Source organism: Gemmatimonadaceae bacterium (assembly GCA_020852815.1).
In the GTDB taxonomy this organism is placed as follows: Bacteria; Gemmatimonadota; Gemmatimonadetes; order Gemmatimonadales; family Gemmatimonadaceae; genus SCN-70-22.
Genome location: JADZAN010000002.1, coordinates 45917 through 59226 on the forward strand (window position 1 = coordinate 45917; position 13310 = coordinate 59226).

A 13310-nucleotide genomic window follows, 5' to 3' on the forward strand; every position below is an offset into this window, starting at 1 on the left:
GCGCGCCGCCATGCGTGATGAGACTACCCAAACGAAGGTGAGCGTTATGGCACAGCGAGCGATTTGGCGAGCAACGCTGCGGTGGGGCGGACGGATAGCGGGCGCGGTGGTGGTGCTCGCGCTCCTGGGCACCGCATCCGCATACGGCGTTTCCAATCGGCGCGGACACCGCACGTACGACGTCCCCGAGCACGCCCTCACCGTTGTGGCCGACTCGCAGGCGATCGAGCGCGGCCGGCACCTCGCCACCATTCGCGGCTGCAACGAATGTCACGCCGCCGACATGGGTGGCAAGGTGATGATCGACGACAAGGCCATGGGGCGACTGGTGACGGCCAACCTCACCAACGCTCGCAGCGCGGGAATCCTCAGCGACCGCGACTGGGAGCGCGCCGTGCGCCACGGGATCCGCGCCGACTCCACGCCGCTCAACTTCATGCCGTCGCACGAATTCACCGCCTTCTCGGACGAGGACCTGGCGGCAATTGTCGCATGGACGCGATCGCTCCCGTCGGTCACGCGTCTCTTCCCACCGACCCGCATCGGACCGCTGGGGCGCGCGCTGCACGCGGCCGGCGCGCTGGTGCTCTATCCCGCCGAGCGAATAGATCACGGGGCTCCTCACCCGGTGCGCGTGGTGCCGACGCCGGATGTGTCGTACGGGAAGTACATGGCGGCCGGGTGCATGGGGTGTCACGGGGAGAACTACGCCGGGGGGAAGATTGCCGGTGCGCCCCCCGACTGGCCGGCCGCGGGCAACCTCACCCCCACCGGGCTGGCGTCGTACTCGGAGGCGACGTTCAGGGCGGCGTTGCGCACTGGCAAGCGCCCCGACGGGACAACGCTCCGGCCGCCGATGGACGTGCGCATCACTGGCGAGCTGACCGATGTGGAGGTCAAGGCGCTGTGGGCCTTCTTCCAATCGCTCCCGCCGCGCGAGACGGGGGCGCGTTAGGCGGCGACGCGCACGCGTCGCGGGGAACGGGGCGGGAACGCGGCGGCGCACCGGGCGGTAGATTGAGTGAGCCTATCGCCCGCGCCATCGTCATGCAGCTTCGCATCATCCGCGTCGACAGTCGCAACCCGCTCGTCGGGATCCTCCTCCTGGTCGTCATCCTGGCGCTGCTCGCCTTCGTGCTGACGGCGGGGATGGCGCTGCTGGCTGGTGGAGCGGTGCTGGGGACCGTGGGATACATCGCGCGCAGGCTCCTGGGCGGGAAGCGGCTGGGCGCCACCGGTAGTGAGCGCGAGCGACTGGGCGTCGCGGGGGATGAAGTCTTCGCGCCCGGGCAACCGCTCGCGGCGCGACGTCCCGTGGACGTGCGGAGCCTTCCCGAGGCGGAGCGAGACTAGGCGCGCCCGCGCGCCCGCCCGCCCGCTGGCTCGCGCTCAGCGGCACCTCCTCGCCGCCGAGTCCAGTTCGTGGCCCACCTGCGTTTCATCGATAATAGATTTCGCCTCGATCGTCCCGCAGAACAGGCTGCACCAGAACCCCAGCGTCGCGTGTCCCTCCAGGATCTGTACGCCCACTACGCCCAGGTTCTGCGCCCCATCCTGCGCATTGCCCCGGTTTTCGGCGGTGTGGCGATGCTGGCGTGGCGCGTTCGCGAGACGCGTGTCCCCGTCTCCGCCAAGGCGATCGTGATCCCGCCGCTGGCAATGAGTTCCGGCTTCGTGATCTTCGCGATGCCGATGGCGCGCGTCCCCTGGACATGGGCACTCGGCGCCTTCCTGCTGGGGTGTTTCGTCCTGTCGTATCCGCTCACGCGTTCCACGCGCCTCGAGCCGCGCGACGGGGTGATCTACATGCAGCGCTCGCGCGCGTTCCTGGCGATCCTGCTGGCGCTGCTCGCGGTGCGTCTCCTGTTGCACGACTACATTGGGCACCTCATCTCGCCGTTGCAGACGGCGTCGCTCTTCTTCCTTCTCGCGTTTGGGATGATTGCGCGGTGGCGCTGGGTGATGTATGGGCAGTTCCGTGCGTTGACGGAGACGCAGGTCGTGGCGCCGCGCCGCGACGATGGCGCGGGCGTGCGCCGCGGGGCGATGGCGATGCGGGCGATGACGATCCTCACGATATTGGGGATCCTGGTGGCGTTGCTGATTCCGGTAATCGCCAGCCGCCGCGCGCGCGCGACGCCGCAGGCGCCGGCAGGGCCGGCAGGGCCGTCGGCGTCCGTGTCGCGCGACGCCTGACGCGGCGAGCGCGCGATCGACAGTTTACGTCCCCTCACGCACGATCGACCCGACCGAGACTCGCGCCTTGCCGCCCGTCGCTCGCCAACGTTCGCGCTCCCCGCGCCCTGCGCGCTCCCCGCGCTCTGCGCCCCCTGCGCCCGCCCCGCGCGTCGCGCGCGGCAAGAGCATCGCCACCGCCAGCCGCAACGGCGCCGATCCCTGGGCCTCGCTCGCGCGCGACGAGCTCCTGGAGATGCGCATTCGCGATCTCGGCGTGCGCCTGGAGGGGACGTGGATCGAGGAGTGCATCGAGGCACTGTACGAGGAACTGGCCGAGCGCGGGCTGTCGCTGCGCCCGCACTGCTGGCTGTCGAGCGAGTGGTTCTCGCCGGAGGGGGTGACGGGGATCGGCATCCCGTTCTACCTGGCGCATCCGCGGCTGATGCGTCTCGAGCGCACGATGATGCTGGAGGTGGAGGGGGGGACGCGCCCCGAGTGCATGCGCATCCTTCGCCACGAGACTGGGCACGCGCTGCAGCACGCCTTCGACCTGCATCGCCGCAAGCGGTGGCGCGAGCTATTCGGGCCGTCGACGACTCCCTATCCCGAGTCCTACCGCCCCAATCCCGCCAGCCGCAAGTATGTGCAGCACCTGCGCCTGTACTACGCGCAGTCGCACCCCGACGAGGACTTCGCCGAGACGTTCGCTGTGTGGATGGGGCCGCGCTCGGCGTGGCAGCGGAGGTACCAGGGGTGGGGGGCACTGCAGAAGCTGCACTACGTGGACGAGCTGATGGAGGAGCTGCGCGGCGGGCGGCCGCGCCGACGCGCGCGCGAGGTGGTCGAGCCGCTGTCCAGTCTGACGATGACGCTGCGCGAGTATTACGAGGGAAAGCGTGCGCAATACACGGTGAGCTATCCCACCACGTATGATCGCGAGTTGCTCAAGGTCTTCTCCAACGATCCCAAGCATGCCCGGCGCGAGCTGGCTTCGCACTTCATCCAGCGGCACCGTGTCGAGATACGTCGCACCGTGGCGCGCTGGACGGGGGAATACGAGTTCACGCTCGACCAGTTGCTGCGCGACATGATCGGGCGTTGCCGCGAACTCAAGCTGCGGGTGACCGGGCAACAGCGGCCGGTCCTGCTCGACTTTGCCGGGATGCTGGCGGTGCGCACGGTGCACTTCCTGTATTCGCGGCGCGTCTCGATCGCGATGTGAGAATGCCATGAGCCGGACAACACGTCGCAAGCTGCGCATCCTGGTGCTGGTCCAGCCAACGCTGATTCCGCCGGAATCGGACGCCGGGTTGAGCGAGCGCGAACGCTATGAGATCAAGACCGAGTACGACGTCACCAGCACGCTGCGCCGCCATGGGCATGATGTGCGCGTGCTGGGCGTGCGCGACGAGCTTCTCCCCATCCGCCAGGCCGTGGAGGAGTGGAAGCCGCACGTTGTCTTCAATCTCCTGGAAGACTTCTTCGGGCTGCGCGAGTTCGATCATCACGTGGTGAGCTACCTCGAACTGCTGCGCGTTCCATACACCGGGTGCAACCCGCGCGGCCTCGTGCTCGCGCGCGACAAGGCGCTGAGCAAGAAGATCCTGGCCTACCACCGCATCCCGGTCCCGCACTTCGACGTGGTGCGGCGCGGGCGCACGGCCCGCCGGTCGCGCCATCTCAAGTTCCCGCTCATCGTGAAGTCGCTCACCGAGGAAGGGTCGGTGGGAATCGCCCAGGCGTCGGTGGTGGAGAACGACGAGGACCTGAGGGCGCGCGTGGAGTTCATCCATCGCACGACGGAGAGCGACGCCATTGTCGAGGAGTTCATCGATGGGCGCGAGATCTACATGGGGATAGTCGGCAACCACCGCCTGGAGGTCTTTCCCCCGTGGGAGCTGACCTTCGAGAACGTGGCGCCGGGAACGCGTCGCATTGCCACCTCGCACTACAAGCACGACCCCAATGCGCAGGAGAAGCGCGGCATCAACCAGGGGCCGGCGCAGCTGACGGAGGCGGTGCGCAATCGCCTCGTGTCCGCGGCGCGTCGCATCTACAAGCTCCTCTCGCTCGACGGCTACGCGCGCCTGGACTTCCGCCTGCGCGAGGATGGAACGCCGTTCTTCCTCGAGGCGAACCCCAATCCCGAGATCGCCGAGAGCGAGGAGTTCGCCTCGTCGGCGCTAGAGGCGGGGTATGCCTATCCCGACCTGGTGCAGCGCATCGTGACGCTCGGCGTTCGGCGCGGGTCGCTGTAGGTCGCCGTAGGTCGCTGTAGGTCGATCCAGCCCGCGGCGTTTGGGCGGCACCTGGCGGCGTGGCGGTGGGCGCTGCAGGCAGTGCTGTGGCGCGCGCCGCGTCGGGCGCGGGACGAGCTGCGGCGCGGTTGCCCCTTCCAGCACCCGCGGTCGGCGGTGCAATGTGGAGGCGACCGATCCCTCACCCGCCGAGAGTCCGATGCGCACGCCCACGCCCCGTGTCGTTGTCCTGCTGGCAGTCGCGGCCTGTTCGTCTCCCGCCAGCAAGGCGCCGCCCGAGCCTAACGCGGATGCGGCAGTCGCCCGCGTTACCGCCGGGCTGCGCGCAGCCATCGCGGTCAAGGGCGAACCCCCCGCCTCCTTCTCGCTCGCCGAGCGGATGGCACACTACAAGGTGCCGGGCGTCTCGATCGCGGTGGTGGACAGCGGACGCATCGTCTGGGCGCGCGGCTTCGGCCTCAAGCAAGCGGGGACGAGCGACTCGGTCACCGCAACGACGATCTTCCAGGCAGCATCGATCTCGAAGCCGGTGGCGGCCACGGGGCTGTTGCGGCTGGTGGAGGAGGGGAAACTCTCGCTCGACGCGCCGGTCAACGACTACCTCAAGAGCTGGAAGCTCCCCGAGAACCGCTTCACCGCCACGGAAAAGGTCACGCTGCGCCGCATCGTGTCGCACAGCGCTGGGCTCACCGTCCACGGCTTCCCCGGCTACGCCGCCAACGATTCGGTGCCTACGGTGCCGCAGTTGCTCGACGGTGCCAAGCCGGCCAATACCGCCGCGGTGCGCGTCGACACCTTTCCTGGCGCCATCTCGCGCTACTCCGGCGGCGGCATCACGATCGAGCAGCTGGCGATGAGCGATGCGACGGGTGAGGCGTTCCCGGCGCTGCTCAAGCGCCTCGTGCTCGATCCGATCGGGATGTCGAACAGCGGCTACGATCAACCGCTGGCGGCGCCGCGCACGGCGCAGGCTGCGGCGGGGCATGGCCCGGACGGGACGATGATCGAGGGGCGCTGGCACACGTATCCGGAGTTGGCCGCTGCCGGTCTTTGGACCACACCGACCGACCTCCTCAAGTGGGCCGTGGAGATCGCGGCGGCGCGCGCCGGTACCTCGGCCAAGGTGCTCTCGCAGAAGATGGCGACCGAGATGCTCACGGCGCAGAAGGGGGCGTTTGGCCTGGGCCCCGCGCTGGCCGGCAAGGAGCGCGGCTTCAACTTCGGGCATGGCGGCGCCAACGAGGGCTACCGCGCGCAGGTGACCTACTTCCCGGAGTTAGGGCGCGGTGCCGCGGTGATGACCAACAGCGACAACGGCTCGGCGCTGGCCCAGGAAATCCTCTTCGCGATTGCCGCCGAGTACACGTGGGTCGACTTCGCCCCGCGCGAGATTGCGCCGATCGCGCTCGACTCGGCCGCGCTCGACGCCCTCACCGGGACGTACATGATCGACAAGCCGGAGAAGATCACCCTCTCGGTCACGCGCGAGGGGACGAAGCTCTTCGTCGAGGAACCCAGGTATGTGCCGCGCACCGAGGTGCGATTGCTCGAAGCCCGGAAGGCGATCGCACTGGAATCGGGGATGCAGTTCTCCTTCATCGCCGACGCCAAGGGAAAGATCACCGGAATCGACTTGCCGCCCATGAAGCTCAAGCGCTCGAGCGCAGCCCCAGCTTCGAGCGCACCGCGGCGGTGAGCGTGACGGCGCGACGCGCGAACTCTGCCCAGGGATCGTCCTGGCGCAGTCGCTCGTCGAGGTCGCGCATGGTGAACGCACGCGCGGTGTCGAGGGTCTCGAGTTCATCCCAGGCGACCGGCGTTGCCACCGGCGCCTCGGGCTGGGCGCGCGGAGAGTACGGGGCAATGGCGGTGGCGCCGCGCTGGTTGCGCAGGTAGTCCACGAAGATGCGCCCCTCGCGGCGCGCCTTGGACAAGTTGGCGACGAAGCGCTTGGGATCGAGTGCGGCAACCTGCGTGGCAAATGCCGTGGCGAAGTCCTTCAATTCATCCCAGCCGTGACGTCGCCTGAGGTTGAGGACGACGTGAATCCCCTTCCCCCCGGTGAGCATGGCAAAGCTGGGGAGGTTGGCGCTGTCGAGGAGCGACTTGATGTCGAGCGCCGCTCGTCGTACATGGGCAAAGGGGAGTCCCTCGTCCGGGTCGAGGTCGAAGACCAGGCGATCGGGGCGCTCGGGGGCGTCGATGCGCGCCCCCGACAGGTGGAGCTCCACGACCGATAGCTGCGCGCAGGCCTCCAGTGCGCGCGCGTTAGGCAGGGCAAGGTAATCCTCGGTGGAGCCGTTTCGCGCGGTGACCGGAACGACGGCGATCTCCGATGGGATCCCCTCGGTGGGGTGCCGCTGGAAGAAGGTCACCTTGCCCACGCCATCGGGAGCGCGCACGATGCTGACGGCGCGTCGAAAGGCGTGGGGCCCCATGCGGCCGGCCACGCGCGCGAAATACTCCGCCAGCTCGCCCTTGGTGATGCCAGCGACGGGGAAGAGGACGCGCTCGGGATGCGTGAGTCGCACCGCCGAACGATTGGTGCTGCCTTTGGTTGGCACTTCGCTCCTCACCTCCCGTGCAGGCTTGTCTTCACGCAAGCCGAGAAAGACGCCGTGCCTCGCGAAGCCATCGCGGGTGAACTCGGTGAAGCGTACCTGGGCGACGAGCGTCGGGCTGACCCAGCGCGCGCGCCGTGCGACATCGCGCGGAACATCGAGCGGCGGCGTGGCTCGCGCAAGGGCGGAAAGTCGTCGCTGCAACGAAACGAGCGTCGGTTCGTCGAAGCCGCTGCCAACATTCCCTCTGTAGGTAAGCCTCCCGTCGACCCGATCGGCCAGCAGGAGCGAGGCAAAGGGGCGATGGCGCTCCGACGGAAGCCAGCCGACGATCACGAACTCCTGCACGTTGACCAGCTTGGCCTTCTGCCAGCTCGCCGTTCGCCCGCTAAGGTACGGCGCGTCTCGCTGCTTCGACACGACGCCCTCGAGCCCGCGCTCGGCGAACGCTGCCAGGACGGTCGCGCCCTCTCCGGCAAAGACAGGCGAAATGTGGAGCGGCGCCGCTCCGTGTGCGAGCACCGCCTCCAGGGCGCCGCGGCGCTCGGCGAGCGGTTTCGCCCGCAGGTCATCGTTCCCGAGGGCCAGCAGGTCGAAGATGAAGTACGAGACATCGTTCGCGCCCGCCTTCAGCGACTGTTGAAGCGCCGAGAAGTCGGTGCGGCCGTCAGGCGTCGCGACCGCTACCTCACCATCGAGGAGCACGTCGGCCAGGTCGAGCGCCGCCAGCGAGCGCGCGATGCCGGGAAAGGTGTGCGTCCAGTCGAGTCCGGCGCGCGTGTAGAGCCGGACGGCTTCACCCGACACCGACGCCTGCAGCCGATAGCCGTCGTACTTGATCTCGTGATACCAATCGTCGCCAGCGGGAGGGCGCTCGACGCGCGTGGCGAGGGCCGGCGGCACGAAGGGCCACCGCGTCGCGCGCACAGCTCGAGGTGCAGGCATTGCCCGGGCACCTCGAGCTGTGCAGCTGGCGGGCGCGCGGATCAGCGCTTCCGGCCGCCCTTGTTCGTGTGGCCATTGCGGCCGGAGGTGCGCGACGCCGTCGGTTGCGTCTCGGCCTCGTCCTCGGCCATCAGGTCGCCCTCGGCGGCATCCGCTTCCTCGTCCTCTTCCATGTCGCCATCGCGCTCGGCCAGCGCGTTGATGCCACCTTCGGCCAGCGACGTCAGGCGTTGGTCGGCTTCCTTCTCCTCCTCGAGCGTGGCTTCGAGCAGGGCGGCGATTTCCTCGTGCCCCATGCTCCGTGCGTACTCGCACACCGTGCCGTAGCCGGCAATCTCGTAGTGCTCCACACGCTGGGCGTTGGCGATGATGCCGGCGTCGAGCACGTCCTCGTCCACGTCCTCCTCGAACAGGTCCTTGCTCTCCTCGATGAGTCCCTCCATTCCCTTGCACCTGGGGCCGCGGCTGCTCTCGCCCAGCAGCTCGAAGCACTGCTCGAGGCGCGTGACCTGCTCCTCGGTCTGGTCGAGATGCTTGCGAATCGCGTCCTGGAGATCGCGGGAGGTGGCGTTCTTGGCCATCCTGGGGAGCGCCTGCACGAGCTGGCGCTCGGCGCTGTAAAGATCCTTGAGTTGGTGCACCATGAGGTCGTGCAGGGTGGCGAGCTGCATGGGTCGTGTCTCCGTTGGGAACGTGGGGGCGAACGGTGACGGATCGTCAGTCGGTCGCGGGCTGGTCGCGATCGTCGTCGCGGTCGAGGTCGTCGTCCTGCGGGTTTCCCGCGGCGCGGTAATCATCCTCGTCGTCGCGATCGGGGGCGGGGCGCGAATCGGGGATATCGCGGTCGCGGTCGCGACGCGGCGCATCGCGCGGTTGGTCCGGGTCGTAGGGATTGGTCATGCGATACTCCTGTGAGGGCGACGATCCGGCCGGCAGGCACCGGCGCGGCGGACAAACTTGAGAAAGTCGGCGTGCGGGAACATCGCCCGCGCGGATGATCTTTGCGCCAGCCGGCTGGGCGACGCTCGGTGGTGCCCGGCATGCGTCACGTCACGCGTCACGTCACGCGACACGTCACGCGTCGCGTCACGCGTCACGTCACGCGACGCTCAGGCAGACTTGCGCGATCGCGACGACTTGCGCGCCGTCGCCTGGCGTCGTCCGGTTCGTCGTGCCGCGCGCGGGGGCGCGTCGCGCTCGAGGCTTGCCTTGAGCGCCTGCACCAGGTCGAGCACCTTGCCGCCCCCTGCCTGCGGCGCCTCGGCTTCGGTGATGTCCTCGCCCTCCACCTTGCGCTGCATTGCCTCGGCCACGCGTTCGCGCACGCTGTCCTTGTACTTGGACGGGTCGAAGCGATCGGTGGCGCCCTGGTCGATCAGCTTCTTGGCCAGCGTGAGTTCGCTCGCCTTGACGTCGCTATCGCCCACCGGGATCTCATCGGGGGAGCGCAGCTCGTTGGCGTAGTGCAGTTGTTCCATGACGAGAACGCCGTCGCGCGGGCGGAGCAGCACCAGGTACTGTCGCCCGCGCGCCGCGTACTGCCCCAGCGCGGCGCGCCCGGTGTCCTGCAGCGCCTTGGCAAGGAGTCGGTAGGGGCGCTCGCCTCCCTTGCCCGGTCCCAGGAAGTAGACCTTCTCCAGGTACTCGCGGTCCACATCCGAGAGCATGACAAACTCCGTGATGTCGATGCTCCCCGTTGCCTTCTCGTCCAGCGCCTTGAGTTCCTCCGGGGTGAAGATGACGTACTCGTCCTTCCGCACCTCGTATCCTTTCACGAGCTGGTTGCGGGGAATCACCTCGTCGGTCGTCGGGTCGATGTACTGCTGCTTGACGCGCTGGCCGCTCTTCTTCGAGATGAGGTGGAAGTGCACCTCGTCGCGAGTGTCAGCGGCCGAGTAGAGTTCGACCGGGACGGCGACCAACCCAAAGGAGATCGTGGCCGAGGCGATGGAGCGCGGCATCGCGTCACCTCGTGGGCTTGCGTGACGGCTGTCCGGCGTGCGTTGGCGTGAAGGACGGAGGGTCGGATGCCGGGAACGACTCGGCGCTCGCCTCCTCGACCGGATCGTCCGAGTCGGGTGGTGGTGGTTCCACCTCCCGCTCGGCTTCGCTCCGCTCCTCCTCCTCGTCCGGACGACGGAGCTTCTTGCTGCGCTTGTGTAGGGGCATGGCGTGTCCTCTCGTGGCAGGTGCCTTGGGGCAAGCTGCGATCGGCCAGGCGCTCCGGCCATTTCCCGCGGGAGCGATGTGCGCGCCCTCCCATCGGGCGGGGTGCCCGTACGCCCGAAGTGACGCGCCCCGCATTGGCCGAGCGGGCGACGCGACGCATGGCCCCGTCGTGGCTGGCCCGCGATCAGGTGGGGCCGGGCGTCGTCGCGGAGTTGGGCAGCGACGCGAGGAGGGTCGACAGCTCGGCCGGATCGACCGGCTTCACGAGGTGTCGGTCGAAGCCCGCCTGCTCGGAGCGTTCTCGCGCATCGAGCTGCCCCCATCCCGTGAGTGCGACGATCAGCGTGTTGCGCGCCCAGGCTGAGGAGCGGATGCGCGCGCAGGCATCGAAGCCGTTGAGGTGGGGCATCCCGATGTCGAGGAGGATGGCGTCGGGATGCATCGACTCAGCGGCCGACACCGCCTGCAAGCCGTCGCTGACGATGCGCACGGCGTGGCCGTCCAGCCGCAACAGCTCGGCGAGGCTGGCAGCCGCGTCGGCGTTGTCGTCGGCTATGAGGACGCGGCATGGCGTCCGCGCGACCCGGCCGTTGTCTGTACGCTCGGGCGCTGGCGCGTCGACCTGGGCCCTAAGCACCGGAAGCCGCACCAAGAACTCGCTGCCGCGGCCAATGCCGTCGCTGCGTGCCTCCACGCTCCCCCCGTGCATCTCGACGAGACGCTTGACCAGGGTGAGGCCGACGCCGAGTCCTCCCTGCGAGCGCTCGAGTGACCGATCGGCCTGCATGAAGAGGTCGAAGACGTCGGGGAGGAGGTCGTTGGCAATCCCGACCCCCTCGTCGCGAATGCGCACGACAACGGTGTCGCCTTCCTCCTGCACCGAGACGTGGATGGTGCGACCGGGCTCACTGTACTTCGCCGCGTTGTTGAGCAGGTTGGCGAAGACCTGCGACAGCCGGGTCACGTCGGCGTGCAGGTGGATTGCATGTGATGGAAGGGTGACGTCGAGCGTGTGCTCGCCGCCATCGATGTGCGGGCGGCTGGTCTCGATTGCCTGCAGCAGCACATCGGAGAGGGCAATGGTCTCGCAACGGAGTTCCAGCTTGCCACCGGTAATGCGGCTCACGTCGAGTAGGTCGTCGACCAGGCGCACCAACTGCGCGAACTGTCGCTCGACGATGGAGCGTGCCTTGACCACGGCCTCGCTGCCGTGTGGTTGCACCCGACGGATGATCTCCAGCGCGTTGCGGATGGGGGCCAGCGGGTTGCGCAGCTCGTGTGCCAGCGTGGCCAGGAACTCGTCCTTGCGCCGGTGCGCGAGCGAGAGGTCGGCGGCGAGCGCGCGCAGGTCGCGCTCCATCACCTTGCGGTCCTCGAGATCTATCGCCGAGCCGATCCATCCCAGTGACCGCTGCTCGGAGTCCAGGCGTGGCGAGGCGGAGTGCAGCGTCCAGCGCCAACTCCCGTCTGCCTGGCGCAACCGCAGCTCGAGTCGAAACGGCGCCGCGTCGCCCGCGGATGGCGCATCGCGCAACGCCGCGAGGGCAGCGCCGAATGCGTCGCGCTCATCCGGATGGATGCGCTCGAGCCATCGCGTTCCCAGGTCCTCGCCGGGCATGGCCCCGGTCACCTCCAGCCATTGGCGATTGAGGTACGTACACGCCCCCGAACAGTCGCTGATCCAGATGATGACCGGGGCGTTGTCGGCCATCGAGCGGAAGCGGACCTCACTCTCGCGCATGGCCTCGACCGAGCGACGGCGATCGGTGACGTCGAGCGCCACTCCAACGATGCGGAGCTTTTCGTCCATCTCGTCGCGCGATGGCTGCGCATGGACCTCGAGCCATCGTATGGCACCGTCGAGTGGGCGCGTGAGCCGGAAGAGGATGTGGAAGGAGCGGCGGTTGGCCACCGCGTCGGTGACGGTTGCCCGCACGTGCGCCACGTCGCCGTGATGCACCAGCTCGAGCGCCTGCTCGAGACTCGTGAGTTGCGCGCCGGGCGCGAGCCCGAGCACCACCGTCGCGTTCTCGGATGTGCTCAGCGACATGTCGGTCGGATTCAGCTCGAACGCGACCATGCGCGCACCGTCCAGCGCACTCTGCAGCCGACGCTGGCTGCGCCGCAGCTCGGCCTCGGTCGCCCGCCGTTCGCTCACGTCGCGAAAGACGAGCACGCATCCAATGATCTCGTCGTTCGACGCGCGGATGGGGGCGGCGCTGTCGTCGATCGGTCGCTCCGTGCCGTCCCGGGCAATCAGCACGCTGTGGTTGGCCAGGCCGACGATACTTCCCTCGCGCAGCGAGCGCCGAGCGGGATTCTCCACGGGGAGCCGCGACTCCTCGTTGATGACCTGGAAGATCGACTCCAGCGGCTCACCGATCGCGTCGGCTTCGCTCCATCCGGTGAGCCTCTGCGCCTCGGGATTCATCGACCTGACGCTCGCCTCCTCGTCGGTGGTGATGACGCCGTCGCCGATGCTCGAGAGTGTCGTACGCAATTGCTCGCGCTGAGCAGCGACGCGCAATGCCGTGCTCTGCGTGAGGTCGAGGTGTCGCGCAAGGATCAGGAGGAAGACGGCGAGCCCGGCCATGGTTGCGAGCCCGGCGAGCGCCGCGGAGAGGGCGGTGAACCGGTTGGAGCGCGCGAGATCGTTGGAGCGATCCTCGAGGAGCGCACGCTGCATGCGATTCATGACGGTGATCTGCGCGCGGATCGAGTCCATCTTCCACCGCCCGACCTCCGTGCCGACCACCCTCATGGCGGAATCGCGTCCGGCGGTGCGATATGCATCGAGGCGGAGATCGAGGAGGTCGAGCCGCTGCCGTATCGCCGCGCGCAGTGGAGGCATGAGACCTCGTTGCGTGCGGTTGTCCGCGAGAAGCGAGTCGAGCCTCGCCAGTTCACGCTCGGTACTGGCGCGCAGGCCGTCGTAGTCCGCGACATACGTGTCGCGGCCGGTGAGCAGGAATCCGCGAACGGCGGACTCGACCTCGATCGTTGACGACAGCAGTCGCGCCAGCGAACCCAGGACGACTTCGGTGTGCAGCACCAGTCGCGCGTCGGCCTCCTGCTCTCGCGCGTTGCGAAGTCCGAGTGCGACGTTGACCAGCACCAGGACCACGGCGACGATGGCGCCGATGGTGAGCCGTCGCACCGACGCGCGGGGGAGGACCGCCTGCCACTTCTCGCCCGTAAT

12 protein-coding genes are annotated in these 13310 nt (G+C 68.5%); 6 read left to right on the forward strand and 6 right to left on the reverse strand.

Annotation, left to right across the window (positions count from 1 at the left end; all coding sequences use genetic code 11):
* Positions 1 to 46 precede the first annotated feature (46 nt).
* From IT359_01300 to IT359_01325, 6 genes are all read left to right on the forward strand, one after another.
* The gene (locus IT359_01300; protein ID MCC6927599.1) at positions 47 to 955 is read left to right on the forward strand and encodes a c-type cytochrome; all 909 of its coding nucleotides are present in this window, start codon (positions 47 to 49) and stop codon (positions 953 to 955) included.
* A gap of 92 nt (positions 956 to 1047) precedes the next feature.
* Positions 1048 to 1353: a hypothetical protein gene (locus IT359_01305; protein MCC6927600.1), complete on the forward strand. Its 306-nt coding sequence runs from the start codon at positions 1048 to 1050 to the stop codon at positions 1351 to 1353.
* Positions 1354 to 1503: 150 nt separating this feature from the next.
* On the forward strand, positions 1504 to 2196 hold the full coding sequence (locus tag IT359_01310; protein ID MCC6927601.1) for a cytochrome c biogenesis protein CcdC: 693 nt from the start codon (positions 1504 to 1506) through the stop codon (positions 2194 to 2196).
* Positions 2197 to 2431: 235 nt separating this feature from the next.
* Positions 2432 to 3400, forward strand: a complete 969-nt coding sequence (locus IT359_01315; protein MCC6927602.1) for a putative zinc-binding metallopeptidase — start codon at positions 2432 to 2434, stop codon at positions 3398 to 3400.
* 7 nt (positions 3401 to 3407) lie between these two features.
* Complete coding sequence (locus IT359_01320) at positions 3408 to 4436, forward strand: hypothetical protein (protein ID MCC6927603.1); 1029 nt, start codon at positions 3408 to 3410, stop codon at positions 4434 to 4436.
* Between the two features lie 199 nt (positions 4437 to 4635).
* The gene (locus IT359_01325; GenBank protein MCC6927604.1) at positions 4636 to 6132 is read left to right on the forward strand and encodes a serine hydrolase; all 1497 of its coding nucleotides are present in this window, start codon (positions 4636 to 4638) and stop codon (positions 6130 to 6132) included.
* On the opposite strand, the gene ligD is transcribed toward IT359_01325, so the two are convergent.
* The 6 genes from ligD to IT359_01355 all read right to left on the reverse strand — a co-directional run bounded on the left by ligD (position 6086) and on the right by IT359_01355 (position 13268).
* A complete protein-coding gene (ligD, locus tag IT359_01330) occupies positions 6086 to 7900 on the reverse strand; it encodes a DNA ligase D (protein MCC6927605.1) in 1815 nt (604 codons plus the stop codon). The two genes, IT359_01325 and ligD, sit on opposite strands and share 47 nt — an antisense overlap.
* A gap of 83 nt (positions 7901 to 7983) precedes the next feature.
* Positions 7984 to 8613, reverse strand: coding sequence for a ferritin-like domain-containing protein (locus IT359_01335; protein ID MCC6927606.1), 630 nt, complete (start codon positions 8611 to 8613; stop codon positions 7984 to 7986).
* Positions 8614 to 8659: 46 nt separating this feature from the next.
* Positions 8660 to 8842 carry a hypothetical protein gene (locus tag IT359_01340; protein MCC6927607.1) on the reverse strand — a complete coding sequence of 61 codons (183 nt, stop codon included), beginning with the start codon at positions 8840 to 8842 and terminating at the stop codon, positions 8660 to 8662.
* 209 nt (positions 8843 to 9051) lie between these two features.
* The gene (locus IT359_01345) at positions 9052 to 9903 is read right to left on the reverse strand and encodes a Ku protein (protein ID MCC6927608.1); all 852 of its coding nucleotides are present in this window, start codon (positions 9901 to 9903) and stop codon (positions 9052 to 9054) included.
* Positions 9904 to 9907: 4 nt separating this feature from the next.
* Positions 9908 to 10111 carry a hypothetical protein gene (locus IT359_01350; GenBank protein MCC6927609.1) on the reverse strand — a complete coding sequence of 68 codons (204 nt, stop codon included), beginning with the start codon at positions 10109 to 10111 and terminating at the stop codon, positions 9908 to 9910.
* A gap of 184 nt (positions 10112 to 10295) precedes the next feature.
* Positions 10296 to 13268, reverse strand: coding sequence for a PAS domain S-box protein (locus IT359_01355; GenBank protein MCC6927610.1), 2973 nt, complete (start codon positions 13266 to 13268; stop codon positions 10296 to 10298).
* Positions 13269 to 13310: the final 42 nt, after the last annotated feature.